Origin of the sequence: Klebsiella sp. CN_Kp104 (assembly GCF_040064515.1) — a bacterium.
In the GTDB taxonomy this organism is placed as follows: Bacteria; Pseudomonadota; Gammaproteobacteria; order Enterobacterales; family Enterobacteriaceae; genus Klebsiella; species Klebsiella aerogenes.
The window spans coordinates 172,005-197,112 of record NZ_JBEAII010000007.1 but is presented as its reverse complement, the minus strand read 5'-3'; the positions used below and the strand labels follow the sequence as shown (position 1 = coordinate 197,112).

The 25,108-nt window shown below is 51.7% G+C and carries 25 protein-coding genes; 14 read left to right on the top strand and 11 right to left on the bottom strand.

The genetic code is table 11. The annotated features are described in order from the left end of the window. Nucleotides 1–3: 3 nt before the first annotated feature. From rfaC to ABLU80_RS10850, 3 genes are read left to right on the top strand one after another with little or no spacing between them, the layout of a single operon-like run. A complete protein-coding gene (gene rfaC / locus ABLU80_RS10860) occupies nucleotides 4–990 on the top strand; it encodes a lipopolysaccharide heptosyltransferase RfaC (RefSeq protein ID WP_047079848.1) in 987 nt (328 codons plus the stop codon). Next, nucleotides 983–2,083, top strand: coding sequence for a putative lipopolysaccharide heptosyltransferase III (rfaQ, locus tag ABLU80_RS10855; RefSeq protein WP_015369166.1), 1,101 nt, complete (start codon nucleotides 983–985; stop codon nucleotides 2,081–2,083). Before rfaC ends, rfaQ begins: the two co-directional genes overlap by 8 nt. Next, the gene (locus ABLU80_RS10850) at nucleotides 2,083–3,192 is read left to right on the top strand and encodes a glycosyltransferase family 4 protein (RefSeq protein ID WP_026612195.1); all 1,110 of its coding nucleotides are present in this window, start codon (nucleotides 2,083–2,085) and stop codon (nucleotides 3,190–3,192) included. The genes rfaQ and ABLU80_RS10850 overlap by 1 nt, the downstream gene beginning before the upstream one ends. Here the strand turns inward: ABLU80_RS10850 and ABLU80_RS10845 are convergent. Beyond that, nucleotides 3,171–4,274: a glycosyltransferase family 4 protein gene (locus tag ABLU80_RS10845; protein WP_047079847.1), complete on the bottom strand. Its 1,104-nt coding sequence runs from the start codon at nucleotides 4,272–4,274 to the stop codon at nucleotides 3,171–3,173. The two genes, ABLU80_RS10850 and ABLU80_RS10845, sit on opposite strands and share 22 nt — an antisense overlap. Before the next feature lie 239 nt (nucleotides 4,275–4,513). Here ABLU80_RS10845 and ABLU80_RS10840 point away from each other — a divergent pair, with 239 nt between their 5' ends. The 7 genes from ABLU80_RS10840 to coaD all read left to right on the top strand — a co-directional run bounded on the left by ABLU80_RS10840 (nucleotide 4,514) and on the right by coaD (nucleotide 12,285). Beyond that, complete coding sequence (locus ABLU80_RS10840) at nucleotides 4,514–5,884, top strand: O-antigen ligase family protein (RefSeq protein ID WP_015369163.1); 1,371 nt, start codon at nucleotides 4,514–4,516, stop codon at nucleotides 5,882–5,884. A gap of 137 nt (nucleotides 5,885–6,021) precedes the next feature. Further along, nucleotides 6,022–7,005 carry a glycosyltransferase gene (locus ABLU80_RS10835; protein WP_015369162.1) on the top strand — a complete coding sequence of 328 codons (984 nt, stop codon included), beginning with the start codon at nucleotides 6,022–6,024 and terminating at the stop codon, nucleotides 7,003–7,005. 9 nt (nucleotides 7,006–7,014) lie between these two features. Then, nucleotides 7,015–7,986, top strand: a complete 972-nt coding sequence (locus ABLU80_RS10830) for a hypothetical protein (protein WP_015369161.1) — start codon at nucleotides 7,015–7,017, stop codon at nucleotides 7,984–7,986. A gap of 6 nt (nucleotides 7,987–7,992) precedes the next feature. Next, nucleotides 7,993–9,603 carry a sulfatase-like hydrolase/transferase gene (locus tag ABLU80_RS10825; RefSeq protein ID WP_348849966.1) on the top strand — a complete coding sequence of 537 codons (1,611 nt, stop codon included), beginning with the start codon at nucleotides 7,993–7,995 and terminating at the stop codon, nucleotides 9,601–9,603. Between the two features lie 155 nt (nucleotides 9,604–9,758). Continuing rightward, entirely contained in the window at nucleotides 9,759–11,033 is a 1,275-nt protein-coding gene (gene waaA / locus ABLU80_RS10820) for a lipid IV(A) 3-deoxy-D-manno-octulosonic acid transferase (protein WP_015369159.1), read from the top strand. Continuing rightward, nucleotides 11,033–11,803, top strand: a complete 771-nt coding sequence (locus ABLU80_RS10815) for a glycosyltransferase family 2 protein (RefSeq protein ID WP_020077684.1) — start codon at nucleotides 11,033–11,035, stop codon at nucleotides 11,801–11,803. Before waaA ends, ABLU80_RS10815 begins: the two co-directional genes overlap by 1 nt. A gap of 2 nt (nucleotides 11,804–11,805) precedes the next feature. After that, nucleotides 11,806–12,285, top strand: coding sequence for a pantetheine-phosphate adenylyltransferase (gene coaD, locus ABLU80_RS10810; RefSeq protein WP_015703808.1), 480 nt, complete (start codon nucleotides 11,806–11,808; stop codon nucleotides 12,283–12,285). A gap of 78 nt (nucleotides 12,286–12,363) precedes the next feature. On the opposite strand, the gene mutM is transcribed toward coaD, so the two are convergent. From mutM to radC, 4 genes are all read right to left on the bottom strand, one after another. Next, nucleotides 12,364–13,173, bottom strand: a complete 810-nt coding sequence (gene mutM / locus ABLU80_RS10805) for a bifunctional DNA-formamidopyrimidine glycosylase/DNA-(apurinic or apyrimidinic site) lyase (RefSeq protein ID WP_015369156.1) — start codon at nucleotides 13,171–13,173, stop codon at nucleotides 12,364–12,366. A 180-nt stretch (nucleotides 13,174–13,353) separates the two neighbouring features. Beyond that, nucleotides 13,354–13,521 carry a 50S ribosomal protein L33 gene (gene rpmG / locus ABLU80_RS10800; protein WP_002922510.1) on the bottom strand — a complete coding sequence of 56 codons (168 nt, stop codon included), beginning with the start codon at nucleotides 13,519–13,521 and terminating at the stop codon, nucleotides 13,354–13,356. A gap of 20 nt (nucleotides 13,522–13,541) precedes the next feature. Further along, on the bottom strand, nucleotides 13,542–13,778 hold the full coding sequence (gene rpmB / locus ABLU80_RS10795; RefSeq protein ID WP_002436699.1) for a 50S ribosomal protein L28: 237 nt from the start codon (nucleotides 13,776–13,778) through the stop codon (nucleotides 13,542–13,544). Between the two features lie 217 nt (nucleotides 13,779–13,995). Beyond that, nucleotides 13,996–14,661, bottom strand: coding sequence for a DNA repair protein RadC (gene radC / locus ABLU80_RS10790; RefSeq protein WP_015369154.1), 666 nt, complete (start codon nucleotides 14,659–14,661; stop codon nucleotides 13,996–13,998). Nucleotides 14,662–14,838: 177 nt separating this feature from the next. On the opposite strand from radC, the gene coaBC reads away from it, so the two are divergent. The 3 genes from coaBC to slmA all read left to right on the top strand — a co-directional run bounded on the left by coaBC (nucleotide 14,839) and on the right by slmA (nucleotide 17,207). After that, nucleotides 14,839–16,050, top strand: a complete 1,212-nt coding sequence (gene coaBC / locus ABLU80_RS10785) for a bifunctional phosphopantothenoylcysteine decarboxylase/phosphopantothenate--cysteine ligase CoaBC (protein ID WP_072205744.1) — start codon at nucleotides 14,839–14,841, stop codon at nucleotides 16,048–16,050. Then, nucleotides 16,028–16,486, top strand: coding sequence for a dUTP diphosphatase (dut, locus tag ABLU80_RS10780; protein WP_020077682.1), 459 nt, complete (start codon nucleotides 16,028–16,030; stop codon nucleotides 16,484–16,486). Before coaBC ends, dut begins: the two co-directional genes overlap by 23 nt. Before the next feature lie 124 nt (nucleotides 16,487–16,610). Beyond that, a complete protein-coding gene (gene slmA, locus ABLU80_RS10775; protein ID WP_015369151.1) occupies nucleotides 16,611–17,207 on the top strand; it encodes a nucleoid occlusion factor SlmA in 597 nt (198 codons plus the stop codon). A gap of 92 nt (nucleotides 17,208–17,299) precedes the next feature. Here slmA and pyrE read toward each other — a convergent pair whose 3' ends face one another. The 6 genes from pyrE to ABLU80_RS10745 all read right to left on the bottom strand — a co-directional run bounded on the left by pyrE (nucleotide 17,300) and on the right by ABLU80_RS10745 (nucleotide 23,655). Continuing rightward, a complete protein-coding gene (gene pyrE, locus ABLU80_RS10770; RefSeq protein ID WP_015703811.1) occupies nucleotides 17,300–17,941 on the bottom strand; it encodes an orotate phosphoribosyltransferase in 642 nt (213 codons plus the stop codon). Between the two features lie 112 nt (nucleotides 17,942–18,053). Continuing rightward, complete coding sequence (gene rph / locus ABLU80_RS10765) at nucleotides 18,054–18,770, bottom strand: ribonuclease PH (RefSeq protein WP_015369149.1); 717 nt, start codon at nucleotides 18,768–18,770, stop codon at nucleotides 18,054–18,056. A 94-nt stretch (nucleotides 18,771–18,864) separates the two neighbouring features. Continuing rightward, complete coding sequence (locus ABLU80_RS10760; protein ID WP_313902841.1) at nucleotides 18,865–20,004, bottom strand: ABC transporter permease; 1,140 nt, start codon at nucleotides 20,002–20,004, stop codon at nucleotides 18,865–18,867. After that, nucleotides 19,991–20,908: an ABC transporter ATP-binding protein gene (locus ABLU80_RS10755; protein ID WP_213796183.1), complete on the bottom strand. Its 918-nt coding sequence runs from the start codon at nucleotides 20,906–20,908 to the stop codon at nucleotides 19,991–19,993. The genes ABLU80_RS10760 and ABLU80_RS10755 overlap by 14 nt, the downstream gene beginning before the upstream one ends. Next, nucleotides 20,901–21,866, bottom strand: coding sequence for an HlyD family efflux transporter periplasmic adaptor subunit (locus ABLU80_RS10750; protein WP_063446525.1), 966 nt, complete (start codon nucleotides 21,864–21,866; stop codon nucleotides 20,901–20,903). The genes ABLU80_RS10755 and ABLU80_RS10750 overlap by 8 nt, the downstream gene beginning before the upstream one ends. An 88-nt stretch (nucleotides 21,867–21,954) precedes the next feature. After that, a complete protein-coding gene (locus tag ABLU80_RS10745) occupies nucleotides 21,955–23,655 on the bottom strand; it encodes a lysophospholipid acyltransferase family protein (RefSeq protein WP_285178334.1) in 1,701 nt (566 codons plus the stop codon). Nucleotides 23,656–24,215: 560 nt separating this feature from the next. Here ABLU80_RS10745 and ABLU80_RS10740 point away from each other — a divergent pair. Beyond that, nucleotides 24,216–25,079, top strand: a complete 864-nt coding sequence (locus ABLU80_RS10740) for a YicC/YloC family endoribonuclease (protein ID WP_015369148.1) — start codon at nucleotides 24,216–24,218, stop codon at nucleotides 25,077–25,079. Nucleotides 25,080–25,108: the final 29 nt, after the last annotated feature.

Below are 25,108 nucleotides of genomic sequence, written 5' to 3'. Positions count from 1 at the left end.
CGGATGCGGGTATTGATCGTAAAAACCTCATCCATGGGCGACGTACTACACACGCTGCCCGCGCTAACCGACGCTGCGCAGGCCATTCCCGGCATCCGCTTTGATTGGGTGGTTGAAGAGGGCTTCGCACAGATCCCTTCATGGCATGAGACCGTCGAGCGGGTGATTCCGGTGGCGATTCGCCGCTGGCGCAAAGCCTGGTTTTCCGCGCCTATCAAAGCGGAAAGAAAAGCCTTTCGCGAGGCCGTAAAGGCCGTCAACTACGATGCTATTATCGATGCCCAGGGGCTGGTGAAAAGCGCCGCGCTGGTGACGCGTCTGGCGCATGGCATTAAACATGGCATGGACTGGCAGTCCGCCCGCGAGCCGCTGGCGAGCCTGTTTTATAACCGTCGCCACCATATCGCCGTTCAACAGCATGCGGTAGAGCGTACGCGCGAACTGTTCGCCAAAAGCCTCGGCTATGCCCGGCCGCAGACGCAGGGTGATTACGCCATCGCGCGCCACTTTATTCGCCCCGACTCACCGGTAGCAGAGCCGTATCTGGTCTTCCTGCACGCCACCACCCGCGATGATAAACACTGGCCGGAAGCGCGCTGGCAAGAGCTTCTCGATCTGCTGGCAGATAGCGCCGTACGGATCAAACTGCCGTGGGGCGCGCCGCATGAAGAGGCGCGGGCAAAACGGCTGGCGGAAGGGCGCAAGAACGTCGACGTATTGCCGCGCATGAGTCTTGAGCAGGTCGCCCAGATTCTGGCTGGCGCACGCGGCGTGGTTTCCGTCGATACTGGCCTGAGCCATTTGACCGCCGCGCTCGATAAACCCAATTTCACGCTCTACGGCCCAACCGATCCGGGACTGATTGGCGGATATGGTAAAAATCAGCATATTATCCGCCCGGTTAACTCATCGCAGCTTGCCGATTTAGACGCTGCTGCGGTTTTTGCACAAATAGAGCCATTGCTGGTAGCAGAGAAAGCCTATGTCTGATTTTTTTTCAGAGCAACGTCCGCCTAAACGCGTGCTGATCATCAAGCTTCGCCACCATGGCGATGTACTTTTAACATCGCCAGTCTTTACGGTAATGAAAAAAAACTGGCCAGACGCCGAAGTGGATGCCCTGGTGTATGACGATACTCAGGCGATGTTGACCAGTCATCCGTATATTAATCAGGTGCATACGATTGGCCGCCAGTGGCGAAAAAAAGGCTGGCTCGCGCAGTTTCGCTTATATCGCGAACTGCTCAATACGCTAAAAGCGCGTCAGTATGACGTGTTGATTAACCTGACCGAACACTGGCACGGCGCGCGTCTGGCGCGTCGCCTGAAGCCCCGCGTGTCGGTCGGTTTCAAACCCGATAAGCGCAGCGGCCTGGCGCGTCGTCGTTGGGTAAAATCATTTACCACGCTGTATCCGGCGATTCAGGATAACTCTCGTCATATGGTTGAGGTGAATCTCGATGCGTTGCGTCGTATCGGTATCCACCCGCAAAACGCGGCGGACAAAAATACGCTCTTTGTACCAGGAGAGGCGGCTGAGAAATCGATCGCTGAAAAACTCGACGCCTTCGGCCTTAGCAGTAAATCCTATATTCTGGTGCACCCGACCTCGCGCTGGATGTTTAAGGCCTGGCAAATCGACAAACTGGCAAGGACCATTGACACCCTGGCCGCACGCGGTTTGCCTGTTATTCTTTCTGCCGCGCCGTCGAAAGAAGAAACGGCCTACATGAACGAGTTGCGCGCCGCTCTCACCCAGCCGGTTTTCGATTTGAGCGGACAGTTAAATCTGAAAGAGCTTGGCGCCTTGATGAAGCACGCCCGTCTCTACTTCGGCGTTGATTCAATGCCGATGCATTTAGCCAGCGCGGTCGGAACGCCGACGGTGGCCATTTTCGGCCCAACCGGCGCTATCAAGTGGTCGCCGTGGGGCGTGCCATATCGTGTGATTACCGCCGGGTTTACCTGCCAGCCGTGCGGCAAAGCCGGCTGCGGCGACAGTCAGGTTTCGGACTGCATCACTGCTATTACTCCGCAGCAAGTCCTGAGCGCGATTGACACTCTGTTACTGGAATCTCCATGATGAAACTGGCTATCGTTCGCCAAACCTGGAACCCTAACGGCGGCGCAGAGCGTTTTGTCTCGCGCGCGCTTAACGTGTTAGCGCAGGATTCCGCGCTGGACGTCACGCTGATCGCCCGCTCATGGGAGGAGTCGGCAAACTGGAAAACGTTGACGGTAAATCCCCCTTTCCGTAACCGCACGGTACGTGAACGCGGCTTCGCTCAGGCCGCTGCCGCTCATTTCGCAGACTTTGATATCGTACAGTGCCATGAGCGCATCCCCGGTGCGACGATCTTCCGCGCTGGCGATGGCGTGCACGCGGCCTGGCTTGAGCAATATAACCGCATCCTTTCGCCGCTCTCTCGTCTGGCGCAGTCCTTTAGCCATTACCATCGCTATATTCTCAGCGCTGAGCGGGAGATGTTCACACACCCCGCGTTACGCAAAGTTATCTGTAATTCAAAAATGGTTCGCGATGATATCGCGCGCCGCTTTCAACTCGCCGACGATCGGCTAACCGTTATCTACAACGGTGTCGATACCGCGCATTTTCATCCGGACGTTAAAGCGTTGTCCCTGCGTAGCTCACTGGGGATCCCCGAGTCAGCGCCGGTACTGGCCTATGTCGGATCAGGATTTTCGCGGAAAGGCGTCGCGACAGCGCTGCGCGCCGTCGCCGCTCATGCTGACGTTTGGTTGCTGATCGCCGGGCGCGATAAACATGCGCATCGTTTTAGCGCGCTGGCGAAGCGGTTGAAGATTACCGATCGCGTCAAATTTCTCGGTCCGGTTTCCGATGTACGCCAGGTATATGGTTCGGCCGACGCTCTGATCTTACCTACGTTGTACGATCCATTCCCTAACGTCTGCGTCGAGGCTATGGCCTGCGGACTACCGCTGCTAACCAGTTTCGGCTGTGGCGCAGCGGAGTGGATTGAACAAGGCATCAACGGCTGGGTATGCGATGCGCTCGACGTCATTGGCTATCAGGATGCCATCGGCGAATGGTTAAAGGGCCGCGAGCGCAACGTTGATTTTGCGGCCAACGCACGCGCCACCGCCGCCCCCTATACGCTTGAACGCATGGCGGAAGAACTGCAGGCGCTTTATCGCGATCTTTTACGCTGAGCCGCCGAGCGGAAAACGCTTTCCATCGCCTCTAACATACATTCGCGAGTAAAATGGGTTGTGAGATACTCATAGCCCTGCTCCGCTAACTGGCGGCGCAGTGATGCGTCCTGATAGAGAGTAACGATCGCTTCCCGTAGCGCATCAACATCATTCTGCGCAATAAGTAACCCCGTCCGGCGGTCGATAACCGCATCACCAGTACCACCAGCATCAGTAGCAATCGTCGCTATCCGCGAAGCCAGAGACTGTAAGACCCCCTGCGGCACGCCTTCCATATCATGAGAAGGACTAATTGCCACATCAAAAGCCGGGAACCAGCGCTGCGGGTCAGGGCGATGCCCTGCCATCACCACACGAGATAGCAGATTGAGCTGAATAATCTGCTCCTCCAGGGCCTCGCGGTGCGGCCCCTCACCGACAATCGCCAGCTTCACCGTGGGATCGTTTATTTGCGCTAACGCTTTCAGCAACACGCTGTGGCCTTTGTTAGGGCGCAGATGCGATACGACACCTAGCCAAAAATCGTTCTGCGAGAGCTCGCAATACGCTCGAGCATCATATTTGTCATCAGGATAGAAACGCTGCGTATCCACACCGCTCGGTACTGAAGTGGTTTGTTCAAGCGGTACGCCCAGCGCCGTCATTTGATGACGAAGCGCTTCGCCAGTCGTAACGATGTGCGCACAGGCGGTGCGAAACAGCCAACGCGTTGTCCAGTTATTACGCGGAACGCCGGAGGCATGGCGCGTACGCACTAACGGAATAGGATTTGCCAGAGTCAAGTTAGCCAACGCCACCAGCCAGGTATCGGCTGAGTTATGGCTGTTAATAACATCGATATTATTTTCCTGTTCCAACAGCCAGCGCCGCAGCCGCATCAGATTACTCAGATTTTTACGCTTTAATGGCATCGTGACGACGGTTAATCCTGCCGCCTGCGCCATCTGATGCAACGGCGCAGATTCCGGGCACAGTATGGTCACGGTGTGACCCCGGGCCACCATACCTAACGATTCATTAATGATGCGCAGAGGCTGGCCGCCCTTGCCGCCATCGGCTTCAGTGTGAACGATGTGCATACTTTTCCAGTTCCTGACAGTGGAGCGATAGTATATACATCGAGAGCGGAGATGTGCATGGTCTGTGAGGAACGCAACGAGGAATGCGCGACCGCTTACAATTATCCCTCTTCTTCATAAGTACGATGTATGTTAGTTTTCCCATCCACGGATTATTGACGGTGGCTGGCATTTCAGCTTCTGTCATATTGTTAACTCACGCTGCCGGAAAGCTGGTTTGTCAAACCCGCCTCTAAACTATGACTAAAACCCGTAATTTTTTTGCAGGACTGACGTTTTTGTACGTCCTGGCATTATGTTTTGTCTGGCCGATTCCTAACGACCAACTCCTTTTCAACCGCAATGGTTTTATCTACACCATTATTTTATGCAGTTTCGGCCTATTCTTTACCAGCCGCACCGCTCGCCAGAAGCTTGATACACACCAAATAAAGTTTGTATTGATTACCCTCTGGCTACTAACGCTTTATATCTTGTTCAACGGCCTGTTCGTCGCCCCGGATCTAAAAGAAATGGTCGGTACCTGGGATGGACAATGGCTGCGCCCGGTCCTGCTGTTTTGTTCCGGTTTGATTCTGATGCCGGTACTGCAAACCCAGTTCCCTTCCCTAACCAGCGCACGGCTGTTCACACTGATCGTGCTGTGTTTCTGGGGCGTGATTTGTATTCATCTCCTGGATTCCGCCTGGCTGTACTGGCGCGATGGCTATATCCACTGGGGCGAAACGCGGATTGTTTATAACCGCACCCGTATGAGCTTCCAGGTCAATATGATAACCGGCTTCCTGCTGGCGGAATTACTGGCCCGAGCGTTAATCAAAAAACGCTTCCTGTGTCTGAATACCCCGATCGTTACGCTGTTGTTGATCTCTAACCTCATCTGTACCGCACTGGTTGATACGCGCTGGGGCACAATAGGGCTGGTCGGCAGCCTGTTCTCGACCTTTATCCTGCTTAGCCTGAACGCCCAGCGCCGCAGCCGCGTCGTACTTACTTTAGGCCTGTTAGTCGCTCTGTTCTGCTCCGCGATTTTCCTCGGTTACGCCTCCTGGAAAACCGATCCGCGCTGGCAGAGTCTGGAAAGCGATGCGGTCGCTGGCTGGAACGCGCCATTTACCAGCTTCTGCTATAACCGCGTTGACGGCACTATCCCGCTCAACGCCCAGGGTAAAGAGATCGATCACTCTAACGGCTGCCGAGCCAGCTTCTTCCATCAAGGCTGGAAGCTTGTTGGCGAGCACCCGGCAGGAATTGGCCCTCGCAAAGAGGCGTTTCGCTATATTCTGCGTCGCGATACTCAGGATATGCATATTACGATTCCGCACAGCCATTATGGGCTAATCGAATTTGGCCTGCAGAACGGCGTGGTCGGGATTGCCGGCTGGCTTATCTTACTGGCGGGCTGCTGGTATATCGGCTGGCGTGAATTCCGCCATGGTAAAACTATGGTTGGGTTATTCCTGCTGCTGTTTACCATCGGCTTCTTCTCGCGAACCATGGTCGACCACAATCTCAAAGACCATTATCTCGAGCAATATATGATGTTGACTGGTTTGCTCATCGGCATCGCCGCGCTGCGACCGCGTGAGAATTATTCGCCAAACGACTAACCATACCTCCGCGCCAGTGGCTTTCTTTATCGCATCATAGATAATAGAGAGCGCTGGCGCAGTTCATATCCGAACTCTGCAACACAAACAGTGTCCAAGCGTAGCACTAGACGTCCCGCTTTTATCACGGAGTAAGCATGTCAGACATTCCTGTCCTGAGCCTTATCGTCGCGGTTTATAACGGTGAGAAATTCCTGAGCGCATTTTTTGACAGCATAAAAGCTCAGCAAATTAGCGGCCTTGAAATCATCGTCGTTAATGACGGTTCAACGGACAACTCTGCTTCTGTTATCAACCACTACGCCGGTGAGTTTGCCCAGTTCCACGTCATCGATCAGGCCAACGGCGGCGTGTCCGCGGCACGTAATAGCGGTCTTGCGGTAGCGCGGGGAGAGTATGTCGCCTTCCCCGATATCGATGACGTAATCTACCCGGGGATGTATTCCCGTTTACTGGAGATCGCCCACCAGAACAACCTTGACGTCGCTACCTGTAACGGTAATTACATTTATGATGATGGGCGTCCCAGCAAAAAAATATTCCCTTCAGACCGTCTTGCGTCCACTGGCGTCCTTGAGGGGCCGGATTGGCTAAATATGGCGCTGGAGTCGCGCAAGTTTTTGCACGTCACCTGGCTAAATATTTATCGCCACGCGCTGATTAAAGAAAATAATTTTTCTTTCGAACCGGGGCTACGCCATCAGGATATTCCCTGGACGACCGAAATACTGCTGGTAGCCAAACGCGTGCAGTACATCGATGAAGTCTTTTATGATTATCTGATCCACTCAGCTTCGGTATCCCATACCCCTGGTACCGACGATACGCGGATGCGCTCTTCACGTCACTATATGAAAATACTGACAATGCTGGATGCCATTAATCAGCGCTACCCGGAACAGGTGAAACGCGTTCCCGGCTGTCATTGGCAAATCGCTAAAGAGGGTTTAGGTATTCTGCATAGCATCAATAATATCGAAGACCTCGCCAAAAAAAGGGAAATTACGCAAGAACTCTTTGACCGCGGCATCTGGTCGATGATCTGGAAAAATGCGCGTGGATTACGCCTCCGCTGGCGTCTGGGACGTCGTTATTTTCGTTTAAAAAAACTGGTCAAATAAAGCGAACCTATGAATAAGCTTAAATTGCACGCCGTTTCTCGCAGCGATTTTATCGCTAAAAATTATGCTGACTTCCAGACGCTGCTCGATAACCGGGTCGATCCCAACACCATTCCAGAGCGTTTTTATTGCGGCGGACGCGGTGGCTGGACATTCCAGACGACGCTGGCCCTCAATTATTATTATGGCGACGCGATAGAATGCTCTTTCGGCTCTGAATGCCGCCCCGATGCTATCAATCTGATGCATAACGATGATTTCGGTTCTCGCGTCAAGCCCTGGCGAGGTGTCACCGTCGTCGCGCGCGCTGACCGACCACCGGTTATCGGCGCGGATTATGTCGTTGACCAAAATCCGGAAGTTGACGGTCACAGTAATCGTATCTTCGTCCCTTATTGGCCGCAGCCGGGTGTTCAGCCGCGCGAGCGCACGGATAACACTATTCAAACCGTGGCCTATTTCGGGCGCGTCGATAGTTTCCCGGCGGAATATCAAAGCGATGAATTTAAACAACGCCTGGCTGAACAAGGTATTGCCTTGCGTATCTCGTTCAACAACTGGACAGACTACCGCGATGTCGATATTTGTGTGAGTTTCCGTAAATCACATGACCATAAGCTAGCGCGCAAACCGGCCAGCAAGCTTATCAATAACTGGTTGGGCAAAACGGTAATGATTTGCGACGATGAACAATCGTTCCGGGCAATTCGCGAAAGCGAACTCGACTATCTGATAGCTAAGAATCCGGACGAAGCCTTCGCAGCGATCATGAAGTTAAAGAACGACCCCGAGCTCTATCAAAAGATGCGCGAACAAGGGGAGAAACGGCTTCAGGTCTATTCAAGGGAAGCCGTTGCCGCCCGTTGGATGGCGCTTTTTGAAGATATCTGGCGCAAGGGTTTGAATGCACGTTCAATGCCGGTCCGCGCCCTCCGCTTTGGTTTTGGCAAAGCGATTCGTCCTTTGACCAAAAAGTACTGAGTTACGATGATGACTTTACACCGCAATCTTATACGTACATTACTGCTGACGGTCGCTTTTGCCGTGCTGTTCGCGCTGCCAGAAATCATTATCCTGTTAAAGGACCACGTCTATAGCCCGAAGGCTGGAGACCTCTCGCTTTATCTGATTATTTCGCTGCTGGCGGCGGTAAGTATACGCTTCTTAATCACCCGCTTGCTGTTGGCGATTACCTTCATCGTGCAAATTAGCGAAGCGATTTACTATCAGTTTTATGGCCAGTTCTATGGCCCAAGCGAGGTATGGCTGGCGTTCGTCGAAACCAAAGATATCGCCAGCGGCATTACCGACAGCCTCGGCACGTTGGGAATTTACTTCGTTATCATGTTTATCGCTGTTGTTTTTGCCCTGTTCTTTACGCGCCGTTTTGCGCCGCAGTGGCCTAAGCTGCTGGCCATGCCATGTCTGGTAGCGATTCTGGTGATGTTTGTCGGCCAGTTTTACAAAGCGATCAACGGCCAGATGTATAAGTTCAACCCGGATCTGCGTCACTCGCTTCTGCGTAACGGCCTTTCGGCCATGAGCTACAGCGCTATTCGCCTGATACCAGAGGCGATTTCCGGTGATAACCAGAAACTAACAACCTACGAGCCGTATAAAGTCACGCCGATCCCGCAAAGCCAGGTCGGCCGCTACTCTATTATTCTCGCTATCGGTGAAAGCCTGAACCCGCACCACATTAGCGCGTTGGGTTATGAACGAGATACCACCCCTGAATTGAAAGCGCTTATGGAGCAATATCAGGGAACCGGACGGCTAATCGTCTCCAATGCCGTCTCTACTCGCGTGGCTATTCCGATGTTGGTCAATAACCTGCGCGAGCCTGACAACTACGCCGCCTACAAGAATAAATCAGCGAACATTTTTGTTAATGCGCAGAAGCGTGGTTATCAAACGGCATTTATCTCTGCCCAAGGGCTGGAAGGCTTAAGTAACTGGATTGGCATCCACGCGCTCAACCTGTGGGAAGATACACAGGTGCGACCGGCGCCAGAAATCGGCGCTGATGTGGTTCTTACCCCCTCAGTAGAAAAAGCCGATATTAACTGGGCGAAGCCGTTCCTGATGGTTCTTAACAGCCGGGCGCCACATATCCCTTACGACCGCAACATTCCACAGGGATTTGCCCGCTTCTCAACACCGGAAGCCGGCGATGAAGTCACCCAGAAGAAAAACGAGTATGATGACGCGGTTCGCCTTTACGATCGTGAACTGGCCTCGGCGATTCGCGCGGTTATGGCCAAGTCGAAATTACCCGTCCTGGTCTTCGTCACCTCCGATCACGGTGAACGCGTCGGCGATGGCGGCTTATTTGGCCACTCTATCGTTTCAATGCCAATCGCGCAGGTTCCGTTCCTCTACTTTAGTAACGACCCGGCCTATTCAATGCACAATATTGCGCCTCAGATGCCGTTGAACCACTATCAACTGGCAACGCTGATCAACAAAATGTTAGGGTACACCATTGAAAACCCTAATCAGAAAGATGACAGTTACTTTATTACTGGCGGCGATATTCGCGGTCTTTCTGAGCGTGTAACCTATCATTTGAATGCACTCCCTCCTGCGGAACAATAATTCTGCGGCGTATAGAAGGTGGGCAATCATTGCCCACCTTTGCCAACATCGGGTATGGAAGACAACAAAAGGACTGGGAAAGCGCCAAAGAGATAGCTTTACGCGGGTTAAATGCTTAGAATTTGCCCGCAAAAAACCTAAAACGGATAAATAGTTTGGAATTGCTTTATACCACCCTACTCTACCTCATTCAGCCGCTGGTGTGGCTGCGACTGCTGCTGCGCAGCCGTAAGGCGCCGGCCTACCGAAAACGCTGGGCTGAACGTTATGGCTTCTGTCAAAACAAGGTAGTGCCGGATGGCATTCTGCTGCACTCCGTCTCCGTCGGTGAAACGCTGGCGGCGATCCCGTTAGTACGCGCGCTACGCCATCGCTATCCCTCACTGCCCATCACCGTCACTACCATGACGCCAACCGGCTCAGAGCGAGCGATGTCTGCCTTCGGTAAAGATGTTCATCACGTCTATCTGCCATATGACCTACCCTGCGCCATGAACCGTTTCCTCAACAGCGTACAGCCGAAACTGGTCATCGTGATGGAAACCGAGCTGTGGCCGAACATGGTCGCCGCGCTGCACAAACGTAAAATCCCGCTGGTTATCGCCAACGCGCGCCTGTCAGAGCGTTCTGCGAAAGGTTATGCCAAACTCGGCGGCTTCATGCGCCGCCTGTTAAGCCGTATTACGCTTATCGCCGCGCAAAATGAAGAGGACGGCAACCGCTTCCTCGCGCTTGGCCTCAAACGTAACCAACTGGCGGTGACCGGCAGCCTGAAATTCGATATTTCCGTCACCCCGGAACTGGCGGCCCGCGCCGTTACCCTGCGTCGCCAGTGGGCGCCGCACCGTAAAGTGTGGATCGCCACCAGCACTCACGACGGCGAAGAACAAATCATCCTGCAGGCACATAAAAAACTGCTGGAAACCTTCCCCGACCTGCTGTTGATCCTCGTGCCGCGCCATCCGGAACGCTTCGGCGACGCTCGCGATATGGTGCAAAAGGCCGGGATGAGCTTCACCATGCGCAGCACCGGTGAAATTCCGTCGAACAGCACCCAAGTGGTGATTGGCGATACCATGGGCGAATTGATGCTGCTCTACGGCATTGCCGACCTGGCGTTCGTCGGCGGCAGCCTGGTTGAACGTGGCGGGCATAACCCGCTCGAACCCGCCGCCCATGCTATTCCGGTGCTGATGGGCCCGCATACCTTCAACTTTAAAGATATCTGCGCCAAGCTGCAGCAGGATGATGGCCTGATCACCGTCACGGACGCCGACTCGCTGGTCAGAGAGGTTTCTACCCTGCTGACGGACGAAGATTATCGACTGTGGTACGGCCGCCACGCGGTGGAAGTGCTACACCAAAACCAGGGCGCGCTGTCGCGTCTGCTACAGTTACTGCAACCCTACCTGCCGCAGCGGAGCCACTAATGTCGACCCGACTCTCCGTCGTGATGATCGCCAAAAACGCCGCCGACCTGCTCGCCGATTGCCTGGCGTCGGTAAGCTGGGCGGATGAAGTGGTGGTGCTGGACTCCGGCAGTACCGACAATACCGTCGAACTGGCCCGTAGCCTCGGCGCGCGGGTCTATAGCAATACCGACTGGCGAGGCTATGGCATTCAGCGCCAGCGCGCACAGGATTACGCCACTCACGACTGGGTGCTGATGATTGATACCGACGAGCGCGTTACGCCTGAACTGAAAGCGGCTATTCTCAAGGTACTGGACGCGCCGCAGCGCGGCGTTATCTACAGTATCGCCCGGCGTAACTACTTCCTCGGGCGTTTTATGCGCCACAGCGGTTGGTATCCCGATCGGGTGATGCGCCTGTACGAACGCGCGCGTTACCGCTATAACGATAATCTGGTGCATGAATCTCTGGATAGCCTCGGCGCCGAAGTCGTGCCGCTCAGCGGCGATCTGCTGCACCTGACCTGCCGCGACTTCTCCGGCTTCCAGCAGAAACAGCTGGCGTATGCCGCAGCCTGGGCGCTTGAGCGCCATCAGAAGGGCAAGAAAACCTCGATGGCGGGGATTTTCAGCCATACGCTGGGCGCCTTCGTGAAAACGCTGCTGCTGCGCGGCGGCGTGCTGGATGGAAAACAGGGTTGGCTGCTGGCGGTAGTCAATGCGCAATACACGTTTAATAAATACACCGAGCTGTGGGCACTCAGCCGCGGCTACTCGGAGAAAGTGTAATTATGGGCACAAAAGCGATCTATCCGGGCACCTTTGACCCTATCACCAACGGCCATATCGATATCGTCACCCGTGCGGCGGGTATGTTTGATAAGGTTTTGCTGGCCATCGCCGCCAGCCCGAGCAAAAAACCGATGTTTAGCCTCGATGAACGCATTGCGCTGGCGGAGCAGGCAACGGCGCATCTGGTCAACGTTGAGGTGATTGGCTTTAGCGATTTGATGGCCAATTTCGCCCGCGCGCAGCAGGCGAATATTTTAATTCGCGGCCTGCGGGCAGTGGCGGATTTCGAATATGAAATGCAGCTGGCGCACATGAACCGCCATTTGATGCCCACGCTGGAAAGCGTGTTCCTGATGCCGTGCAAAGAGTGGTCGTTTATCTCTTCATCGCTGGTTAAGGAAGTGGCGCGCCACCAGGGCGACGTCTCCCACTTCCTGCCGCCTAACGTACATCAGGCGCTGTTAAATAAGCTGAAGTAGCATTTCCTGCCCCCGCTCGCGCTGCGCGTAGCGGGGCTGCCAGCTTATCTGGCCGGGCATAATCCCCAACCCTCTCCACTACTTCTGACACTGGCGGCAATAAAAGGTCGCGCGCTGAGCGTGTTTGCTGGCGATAATCGGCGTGCCGCAGATCCGGCACGGCTCGCCTTTGCGGCCATATACCTGCAGCTCCTGGGCGAAATATCCCGGTTTACCGTCGCTTTGCAGGAAATCCTTCAGCGTCGTTCCACCCTGCTCAATCGAGCGCAGCAGCACCAGCTTAATCATCTTCACTAACCACTCGCATTCCTGATGCGAGAGCGACGAGGCCAGCCGATCGGGATGGATCCCGGCGGAAAACAGCGATTCGCTGGCGTAGATATTCCCCACGCCCACCACCAGCTTGTTATCCATCAGCCAGGGTTTAATGGCGGTTTTCTTCTTCGCGCAACGCTGCTGGAGATAGTCGGCGTTGAATTCATCGCTTAGCGGCTCCGGGCCGAGATGCGCCAGCACCGGATGACCATCCAGCTCTTTAGTCCATAACCAGGCGCCAAAGCGGCGAGGATCGGTATAGCGCAGCACTTTACCGTTACTCAGCACCAGGTCGACGTGGTCGTGTTTTTCAGCCGGCTGCTCTTCACTGAGGATGCGCAGGCTGCCGGACATGCCAAGATGAATAATGATCCAGCCGTGACGCAGCTCCAGCAGCAGGTATTTGGCGCGTCGGCGCACGCTCAGCACCGGTTCGTCGCTGAGGCGGTAAATCTCTTCGGATACTGGCCAACGCAGGCGCCCGTTGCGCACTACGGCATGCAGGATGTTAGCGCCCACCAGATGCGGCTCAATGCCGCGACGGCTGGTTTCGACTTCGGGTAATTCAGGCATTTTTTTCCTCTTAACCACACAGTTTCGGGTGACAGGGAGGCAGCGGGAAGAGAGGCCGGAAGGCTTAATAAAGCAAGCGGCCAGACTGAACGCATGCAGCCAACGCACCTGTAGCTCGAAGGATGAAGCATAAAACAAAAAACCCCGCCGGGGCGGGGTTTTAGTACAAGGAGACTAAAATTATTTGATTTTAGCTTCTTTGTAGATAACGTGCTGACGTACAACCGGATCGTACTTTTTCAGTTCCATTTTTTCCGGTTTGGTACGCTTGTTCTTCGTGGTGGTATAGAAGTGACCAGTACCAGCGGAAGAAACCAGCTTGATTTTCTCACGAATACCTTTAGCCATGATTTATTTCCTCTAAGTACTTAGTACTTTTCGCCACGGGCACGCAGTTCAGACAGAACTGTATCGATGCCTTTTTTATCGATTACACGCATACCTTTAGCAGATACGCGCAGGGTGACAAAACGCTTCTCGCTCTCAACCCAGAAACGGTGAGAGTGCAGGTTCGGCAGGAAACGGCGTTTAGTCGCGTTCAGTGCGTGGGAACGGTTGTTACCGGTCACCGGACGCTTGCCAGTAACTTGGCAGACTCGGGACATGTCTATTCTCCAAAAATCAAATTAGCTCGAGCTTCGTATGGGGTATTGGCGCCTCGTCAGGCTTTACAGCCCGGTCATCGCATAGTTCTATTGAACTCTCGATTGCCAGGCCCAAATGCCAAACCCGAGATTCTCAAAGGTGGCGTAGTATACGCTGACTCGGCGGTGTGCTCAAGTCCCGAACAGACAAAGATCCCGATAGATCGCATGATCGGGGCTAAATCCAGCCACGTTCGGCAAAAGAGACGTACGCGCCGCGGCCAATAATCAGATGATCAAGCACGCGTATCTCCATGAATCTACAACACTTAACCACCCTGTCGGTCATCAACTTATCCGACTTACTCGGTTCAGGACTACCTGAAGGATGATTATGGGCAAGGATCACCGCGGCGGCGTTCACTTTGATTGCTTCGCGTACAATTTCTCGCGGATGCACCTCTACGTGGCTAAGAGTACCAGAAAAAAGGCGGCTATGTTTCAATACCCGGTTCTGATTATCTAAAAAGATCGCCATAAAGATCTCCCGCTCTTCATCGGCGAGCTGGCTTTGTAAAAATTCTCGCGTCATGAGCGGCGTGACCAGCGACGGTTCCTCTCTCATCCGCAGGCTAAAATAACGCCGCGCCAGCTCGGCAATACCTTTAAGTTGCGCATATTTCGCAATGCCGATACCGTCGATATCTGCAAATTGTTCTATCTCAGCCGATAACAGCCCGTACAGCGAACCGAAGCGCTGTAGCAAGCTGTGTGAAAAAGTCAGCACATCCTGGGTACGCGTGCCGGTACGCAAAAACAGCGCCAGCAACTCAACGTCGCTCAACGTTTCAATACCGTCGCGCAGCATTTTTTCCCGCGGCATCAATGATTCCTGTATATCCATTACCCTGTCTCCTTTCCCGTTCCTCGCCCATCCTGGCATACCCTTTTCGCGCTGCCGACCGGTGATTTCAAGGCCTGCGTAGCCCCTCGCAAAGTGAGTGTCCGGCATACGCACGATGCCACCGGGATTGTGATAAGATGCGCGGATTCTGGTGTATTTCAACAGGACAAAATCATGATGAGTCTGGCTGGTAAAAAAATCGTTCTTGGCGTGAGCGGAGGCATCGCCGCCTATAAAACGCCGGAACTGGTGCGCCGACTGCGAGAACGCGGCGCCGATGTACGCGTCGCCATGACGGAAGCCGCCAAGGCCTTTATTACCCCGTTGAGCCTGCAGGCGGTTTCCGGTTATCCGGTCTCCGATAGCCTGCTGGATCCGGCTGCCGAAGCGGCAATGGGCCATATTGAACTGGGCAAGTGGGCCGATCTGGTTATCCTTGCCCCGGCAACCGCCGATTTAATCGCCCGCGTCGCCGCCGGTATGGCGAACGATCTGGTCTCCACGATTTGCCTGGCTACGCCCTCGCCGGTGGTCGTCGTTCCAGCGATGAACCAACAGATGTATCGCGCCGCCGCCACCCAGCACAACCTTGCCACTATTGCCTCACGCGGCCTATTGGTATGGGGCCCGGATAGCGGCAGCCAGGCCTGCGGTGACGTTGGCCCGGGCCGCATGCTCGATCCGCTCACTATCGTGGAGATGGCGGCGCAGCATTTCTCGCCTGTCAAAGATTTGCAACATCTCAACATCATGATTACCGCGGGCCCAACCCGCGAGCCGCTGGACCCAGTGCGCTACATCACCAACCATAGCTCCGGCAAAATGGGCTTCGCGATTGCCGCCGCCGCCGCACAACGCGGTGCGAACGTCACGCTGGTTAGCGGCCCGGTATCGCTGCCGACGCCGCCGTTTGTGCAACGCATCGATGTTGGCACCGCGCTGGAAATGGAAGCTGCGGTGCAAAACGGTGCGCAGCAGCAGCATATTTTCATCGGCTGCGCCGCCGTTGCCGACTACCGCGCAGCAATCGTCGCCGACGAGAAAATAAAAAAGCAAGGCGATGAATTAACAATAAAAATGGTCAAAAACCCGGACATCGTTGCCGGGGTTGCTGCACTAAAAAACAACCGCCCGTACGTTGTTGGATTTGCCGCCGAAACAAATAATGTGGAAGAATACGCCCGGCAAAAACGTGCCCGTAAAAATCTCGACCTGATTTGCGCCAATGATGTTTCTCAGCCAAATCAAGGTTTTAATAGCGATAACAACGCATTACACCTTTTCTGGCAGGATGGGGATAAGCGCTTACCACTTGAGCGCAAGGAATTCCTGGGCCAATTATTACTCGACGAGATCGTTACCCGTTATGATGAAAAAAATCGACGTTAAGATTCTGGACCCGCGTGTTGGCAAGCAATTTCCGTTGCCAACCTATGCCACCTCCGGCTCAGCCGGACTTGACCTGCGTGCCTGTCTTGACGACGCCGTAGAGCTGGCGCCGGGCGCAACCACCCTGCTGCCGACTGGCCTTGCGATTCATATCGCCGATCCGTCTCTGGCGGCGGTGATTCTGCCGCGTTCCGGCCTGGGCCATAAACATGGCGTCGTGCTGGGCAACCTGGTCGGACTTATCGACTCCGACTACCAGGGCCAGCTGATGGTGTCCGTCTGGAACCGCGGCCAGCAGAGCTTTACTATCGAGCCGGGCGAGCGCATCGCGCAGATGGTCTTTGTGCCGGTGGTACAGGCGGAGTTTAATCTGGTGGAAGAATTTGACGCCACCGACCGCGGCGAAGGCGGCTTCGGCCACTCAGGGCGCAAATAAGCCCGGCTATACGGAACCCGCATCCCAAAGCGCATAATGCAATAACATCACCGCAAACTAAGGTTTGCGGTCGCTTTGTGGATGCCTGCCTGACAAGTGCTTATTTTCAGGGGTATTTTAAAACATGGCAGAAAAACAAACTGCGAAAAGGAATCGTCGCGAAGAAATACTTCAGTCTCTGGCGCTGATGCTTGAATCCAGCGATGGTAGTCAACGTATTACCACGGCGAAACTGGCGGCCTCCGTCGGTGTTTCCGAAGCGGCGTTATACCGTCATTTTCCCAGTAAAACCCGCATGTTTGACAGCCTGATCGAGTTCATTGAAGACAGTCTGATTACGCGCATCAATTTGATTTTGAAAGATGAAAAGGACACTACGGCTCGTCTGCGCCTGATTGTTCTGCTGATTCTTGGGTTTGGCGAGCGTAATCCTGGGCTGACGCGTATCCTCACCGGCCACGCCTTAATGTTCGAACAGGACCGTCTGCAGGGTCGTATCAACCAGCTATTTGAACGTATCGAAGTTCAATTGCGTCAGGTGATGCGTGAAAAGAAAATGCGTGAGGGAGAAGGCTACACCCTCGACGAGACGCTACTGGCAAGCCAGCTGCTGGCATTTTGCGAAGGCATGCTGTCGCGTTTTGTGCGTAGCGAGTTCAAGTACCGCCCTACGGATGATTTCGATGCCCGCTGGCCGCTGGTCGCCGCGCAACTGCAGTAAATCTCAATATGCAGCCGCAAGGCTGCATGGCTCATCATTCACCTTCTCAGCGTGCTCTGGCTATACCGGCAGCCAGGCTGCCGGTTTCTGCATCAGACGCCGTAGGCTTCGCGGTAAGCGCGTACCGATGCCAAATGCTCAGCCATCTCAGGCTTTTCTTCCAGATAGGCGATAAGATCTTTCAGAGTGACGATAGAAATCACTTTGCAGCCATAATCACGTTCCACCTCCTGAATCGCGGAGATCTCGCCGCGGCCGCGTTCCTGGCGGTCAAGCGAGATCAGCACGCCGGCCAACTCAGCGCCATTAGCCTGAATAATTTCCATTGATTCACGAATTGCGGTACCGGCGGTAATCACGTCGTCCACCAGCATCACGCGGCCCTGTAGCGGGCTACCGACCAGGTTGCCGCCTTCACCGTGGGTCTTCGCTTCTTTACGGTTGAAGCAGTACGGCAGGTCACGGTCATGATGTTCAGCCAGTGCGACGGCGGTAGTGGTGGCGATTGGGATGCCTTTATAGGCCGGGCCGAACAGCAGGTCGAACTCGATCCCGGAATCCACCAGCGCCTCGGCGTAGAAACGGCCCAGCAGAGCCAGATCGCGCCCGGTATTAAACAGGCCGGCGTTGAAGAAATAGGGGCTCTTACGCCCGGATTTCAGCGTAAATTCGCCAAACTTAAGAACCTGCTTGCTAAGCGCAAACTCAATAAACTGGCGCTGATACGGCTTCATGGATTCGCTCCTTTTAGTACTGTCATCATTGTCGGACTACGCGCCCTATCCTTCGCAGGTGTAATGAGGGATAAAGCGCAAAAAAAAGGCGACTTATCAGTCGCCTTAATCATTAATTTTCTAACGCCGCTTTCTGCGTCGCAATAATAGATTCGATTCCCCCTCGCGCTAACGCCAGGAGAGTGAGGAGCTCTTCATGGGTGAACGGCTCGCCTTCCGCCGTGCCCTGCACCTCAATGATGCGACCGTCTTCGGTCATTACCACATTCATATCGGTTTCCGCGGCGGAATCTTCCACGTACTCCAGATCGCAAATGGCTTCGCCATTAACGATACCAACGGAAACGGCGGCCACCATTCCCTTCATTGGGTTGGTTTTGAGTTTACCGGCAGCAACCAGTTTGTTCAGCGCATCGGCCAGCGCAACGCAGGCGCCGGTAATGGACGCGGTACGGGTACCGCCATCGGCCTGCAGCACATCGCAATCGAGCGTAATGGTGAACTCGCCCAGCGCTTTAAGATCCACCGCAGCGCGCAGCGCGCGGGCAATCAAACGCTGAATTTCCATCGTGCGGCCGCCCTGCTTGCCTTTTGCGGCTTCGCGAGCGTTACGGGTATGGGTGGAGCGCGGCAGCATGCCATATTCGGCGGTGATCCAGCCCTGGCCCTGACCTTTCAGGAAGCGCGGTACGCCTTCGTCGATGGAGGCAGTGCACAGCACTTTGGTGTCGCCAAATTCGACCAGCACGGAGCCTTCAGCATGTTTTGTATAGTTACGGGTCAGGGTTACTGGACGCACCTGATTAGCGCTACGGCCTGCTGGACGCATGATTACTCTCCGGCTTGAAACGAATGTGAGGGCGCATTATACGAATTTCATGGCGAAAAGCCTATGCCAACACCTGCCGGGCGAGCACATAATGTTAGTCCAGCGTTTTACGATAAGATTTCAACCCCACGCCAATCACAATCACTGCCAGACCGATCAGCGGCAAAAGATCGGGTAATAATGCCGTCGCAGAATATCCTTTCAGCATGATGCCCTTAACCAGTCGGATGAAATAGGTCAGCGGTAAACAAGAGCCAATGGCTTTCGCCCAATCAGGCATACTAATAAAAGGACTGATAAAACCGGAAAGCATAATTGAAGGGATAAAATAAAATGACGACATTTGCAGCGCCTGCAGTTGGTTTTGTGCCATTCCAGAAATACCAATGCCAATTGAAAGGCAAAGAAAGACATAAATTAACAACACAAAAAACAGCAGGAAAACGCTACCGTAAAGGGGAATATCGAACAACAGAACGGCGGCAATCAGGATTAACGTCGCCTGAAACAGGCCAATGATAACAAAAGGTGTTATCTTCCCAATAATGACCTCAAGCCCGGACAACGGAGAAACTAGTAAATTTTCTAACGCACCATTTTCTCGTTCACGGGTAATAGACAGGGCTGTCATCAGAATCAATGTTGTGCTGAGTATCGACCCCATAATACCTGGTATAGTATTAAACTGAGTAATCCCCTCCGGGTTAAACATTCGATGGATAATAAGCTCGAAATCATCCTCTTTTTGCGCTATACGCATATTACCCGGCAAATCTTTCTGAAACATCGATTTCGCAACCTGCACAAGTGCGCTTAGCGCATTCCCCGTGGTTATCGGATCGATAGCATCCCCTTGAATGAGTAGTTGAGGCTTTTCTCCACGAAGCATCTTGCGTGTAAATCCCTCAGGAATAGTCACAATAAAGGTAACATCCCCCCGAACAAACGCTTTCTGCGCCGCCTCTTCAGAATCGACGGGAATCATCGAAAAATACCCTGTATTTTGTGCTTCCGTCACAAATATCTGACTCATCCTTTCGGTATCGTAATTTAATAATGCGGTAGGAAGATTATGTGGGTCCATGTTGATGGCATAACCAAGTATGATCAGCTGAAAAATAGGTGTCAGGAGCACCATACTGATACTGACTTTATCGCGACGTAATTCGTGGATTTCCTTAATAATCACACCAATTAAACGAGTTAAGGAGAAGCTTAAATTAATTTTTTTCACGATCATTTTTCATCAAGTAGGTAAATGCATCTTCCAGATTGGTTTCAACCCGGCAGAACTCATAGCCCTGTTGTGTAAATGCAAAAAGAGTGGATTTTAACTTCGCTTCATCTCTGGAAGTAATATAAAGCTGATTGCCAAAAATGACCGTTTGCTCAATATCCGGCAAGCGCTGTAGCTGGTTTTCAAGCACCGTCAGACCGGCGCCGCCCGTTCGCATGGTGATAAGATTCTGGGACGCAATAATAGACGCAATAGTGCCATTTGCCAGTAGGCGGCCATAAGACAGATAGGCAACCTTATGACAGCGCTCGGCCTCATCCATATAATGGGTGCTAACCAGGATCGAGATCCCCCTGTCAGATAGCTGGTGCAACATTTGCCAGAACTCCCGCCGCGCCTTTGGATCCACGCCAGCGGTGGGTTCATCCAAAAACAGCAAAACAGGTTCATGCAACATGCAAGCGGCGAGGGCCATTCTTTGCTTCCAGCCGCCAGAAAGCTCCTTAGCCAGTTGGTGCTGTCGGGTAGTGAGACCTAACTCTTCAAGCGCACGTTCAACTCGGGCTTTACGCTGGTCGAGGCTATATAACCGCGAAATAAAAAGTAAGTTTTCCCGGATGGTTAAATTTCCCCACATTGAGAAATACTGGGTCATGTAACCTATATTCTTTTTTATTTTTTCCCGCTGAGTAAAGATGTCCATCCCCAGACAAGTGCCTTCTCCTGAATCTGGCGTAATCAACCCACACATCATACGAATCGATGTCGTTTTTCCGCTACCGTTCGGGCCAAGGAAACCATAAATCTCGCCTTTTTCCACCTGAAGGGAGAAATCCTTTACAACATGATGCTCGCCAAAATGTTTATTGAGATTTCGTACATCAATACAAAGATTATTCATCCGAAATAATCTCCACATCAAACGGCTGGCCGATTTTCATCCGCTCAGCCTGGTTCGGTGCGGGAATCGCCTCAGCCATAAAAATGAGCTTCTCACGGCGTTTCGTACTATAAATTACCGGCGGCGTAAATTCTGCTTCAGGACTGATATAATTAATAACTCCAGGTATAGGCTCTGCGCAACCATCGCATTTAAGCCTTACCTTATCTCCAACTTTAAATTTACCGAGCATCGCTTCGGGTATAAAGAAGCGTACTTTTACATTATCAGGAGGTAACAGACTGATTATTGATTTACCCGAGGAGGGGCGCTCCCCGGCACGATAAATGATATCAAAAACTTTGGCATTTACCGGAGAAACAATAGTCGTTTGCTGAACATCCCAAAGCGCCTTATCACGTTCGTGTTTTGCCACAGCCACCAACGAGAGCTGTTGGCTAATTTCATCCTGACGAGCAGGCAATTGCCGCGCTTTGAGTTGATTAATTAACTCTTCGACCTGCGCGCCTTTTTGCGTTAACTCATCCCTGATATCCTCCCATTCCGCTAGCGATATAGCATGGCTGGCATAAAGATTACGATACCGCCCAAGCTGGCGTTTTACCTGGGATTCTGCCGATCGTGCTTTTTTAATCTGGGCACGTATAATATCTAGCTCTTCGGGCCGTTCTCCCGACTCTAAATTTCGTAACAATGCGCTCTCTGCTGAAAGTTTTTCCTCAGCCCGCAGAAGAATGTTTTGAGTATCAAAGGACTCCATCTTAACTAACTCCTGTCCTGTTGTTACATTATCTCCTTTATTAATCAAGAGCCGTTCTATTTTTTCATTACCAGAATAAGAGAGATATACAAAATCGCCATGTGAATAACCAGATAGAATGTTATCTGGTTTGTTATCACACCCCGTTATCATCAGCATAGCTATCAACACAAAAAATATATTTACTGGCTTTTGCATTAAAACGCATCCGTACGCATATAATTTTTTCATTACTGAAGTTTGAAATTGAATTGCTATCATCCAGAACCTGAACGTCGTCGTCAGCTTACTCTTTTAAATAGTGTTTAAAGTATATTTCATTCAGTTTATCAATAGCACTCAGGTTTAATCCTGCTATCGAGTTAAAAGAGTTATCTTTTGTGAATGACATGATCGACGACCCACCTGGAGAAAACCACTTAGCACTCTGTTTAAAAGGCCATGGTAGTTCATAACCTTTTTCTCTCAGTAGATGGTTAAGCACACACCAGTCATCTCTAAAATCTTTTCCGGAAAAAGGACTATCACTTTGCGTATCTTCTGCAGTAAATAATTCTATTGGCGTACAAAAGTCAATTGAGGTAGAAAAATATATATTATAAAATGACACAATGAGTTTTTGCACATCTTCAGGAAAAGACCCGGGAATGGTCAATACACCTAACAAATACTTATAGTCAGGATATCTTTTTATAAAATCAAATATCCCTCGCCATAAATAATCGAGTACATTACTTTTTTGATAGGGCTTCTGGATAAAGCCACGACCTATTTCCACACACTTTTCTAAACAGCAATATGCACTATCATGATATTTAAACAGACTGTTGCTGTAGAGGCCTGTAATCCCATGTCGCGCTAACTGCTCACCAACGGGTATTAGACGATACGCGCCCAATATTTCAACATCAGAAGGATCCCACAAAATGATATGGTAATAGCTTTCATCAAAAATATCGTTATCTCTATCTTTACCGGACCCTGCGCCAATATCACGATAACAACTTTCGCGTAAGCGCCCTAATTCATCAATAATGGGTGAGGTACCGCTAGTATTTTGGCGATATATCAATAATTTTTTGCCATCATTAAACTGTCTTAAAACTTCGCATTTTTCTATGGTACTTATTAAACTCTCTCTGCTTTCTATTAATTCTTGTGGCGAAATTGTATCGACAAGCGCGGGTCCATTCTTCCCCATGCTCTGGAGATGCATCAAGCATACACTTGCCGCAGCAGAAAGATCTTTATTATATCGTTTAAACGAAGATAAGGATATTTGCTGCCCTACATTGATTTTCATGGTCTTATCATGGTGGCGTAAAGCTTCACGAATAATCATTATATTTGACAGTTGCCGCCAGACTGTTGCAGTAAAATAATAAGTTTTGCTGTTTGATCCTGTAATATGAACAGGTACCAGCGCTGCATTATTTCTCATCGCCAGCTGTAAAAACCCTGGGTTCCACTTATGTTCCTGCAATCCAGAAAGAGACCAGTTAGCCAGCTTACCTGCAGGAAAAATAATCAATACGCCGCCATTCCTCAGGTGCTCGTTCATCTCTCTGAATTTCTTATGGCTCATTTTACCTGCCATATTCTTAATGCCAATGGTAAGTTCTGATACTTGTGGGAATATCATTGGCAAAATGTGGTTAGCCACTATTTTTATATCTTTCCTGACCCTGGAGACAGTATGTATTAAGGCAAGACCATCCAAAACCGTAGGATGATTTGAAATAATAACCGTAGCACCGTTCCGGGGTATATTATTAAAATCAGAGAGTTCCGTTTCACATCGCACTTTAAAAAAATCAATGATAGAACTGACCCATGGCACTCCATTTTTATTAACTAACTGCTCGTCATCCGTTAAACGAGAAAATGCCTTACTGCCAAATGCGACTCTGAAAACCAATTTTTTCCAGGATGGAACATTTGTATTAGGGAAAAACTCTCTAATGACTCTGTCCAACATAGCGTCCATATTAAAATCCTTTTTATAGAACTCATTTAAAACGGCTATACTAGTTAAAACGACTATACTAGCGATCTTTCTGTCGGGCAAGGTAATACCGCCAAAAATTAAAAAGTGCCAATATAAAATCACTAGATATAATTGGAGTCGTAATATTCACGGTAATAATATAAACAATGGTAAAGTTAATACACTCATCGTATAAAATTCAAAAAAACATATGTGATGCTTCAAGATTGTACATAAGTCCATTTTCCGGAGTTATATTTAACACGAGTTCGCCGTCCCGAATGGCTTTTCTATCAGTAAAACAACTTATATAGAGTTATCTGGATTTTATATCCACATTAAATAATATAAAACATTAACTACAGTAGTTCGCAATAATTCAATACTACAAGCATTTCCAAATCACATATCTTTATGATTAATTCGTTAAAATTTTAAAATATATGGTAACTACACCCCTTTAAACAATCGTCATCCAGGAATGTCATCACTATTCCTGTTAAGTCATCGCTCGCATAGCTATAATCGTTGCATTCATTATTACGAAAACAGGAACGTCTATGATCCGCAGTATGACCGCCTATGCCCGGCGTGAAATCAAGGGTGACTGGGGCAGCGCCGCGTGGGAACTGCGCTCGGTAAACCAACGCTATCTGGAAACCTACTTCCGCCTGCCGGAACAGTTCCGGAGCCTGGAACCCGTGGTTCGCGAGCGCATCCGCTCTCGTCTGACTCGCGGCAAAATCGAATGTACCCTGCGTTTTGAGCAGGATCCCAGCGCCCAGGGTGAACTGATCCTCAATGAGAACCTGGCGAAGCAGCTGGTGAACGCCGCGAACTGGGTAAAAATGCAGAGCGATGAAGGCGAGATCAACCCGGTTGATATCCTGCGCTGGCCTGGAGTGATGGCGGCGCAAGAACAGGACCTTGATGCGATTGCCGCTGAAATCCTCAACGCCCTGAACGGCGCGCTGGACGACTTTATCGTCGCCCGTGAAACCGAAGGTCAGGCACTGAAAACGCTGATCGAACAACGCCTGGAAGGCGTCAGCGCCGAAGTCAGCAAAGTCCGCGCCCATATGCCGGAAATCCTGCAGTGGCAGCGCGAGCGCCTGGTCGCCAAGCTTGAAGACGCCGAAGTGCAGCTGGAAAACAACCGTCTCGAGCAAGAGCTGGTGTTGATGGCTCAGCGTATCGACGTCGCCGAAGAGCTCGATCGCCTGGAAGCGCACGTTAAAGAGACCTACAACATTCTGAAGAAGAAAGAAGCCGTGGGTCGCCGCCTCGACTTCATGATGCAGGAGTTCAACCGCGAGTCGAATACTCTGGCGTCAAAATCCATCAATGCCGACGTAACCAATTCAGCGATCGAGCTGAAGGTGCTGATCGAGCAGATGCGCGAGCAGATTCAGAATATCGAGTAATGTCCTCTCCTGCTGGCTCGCCTTACGGG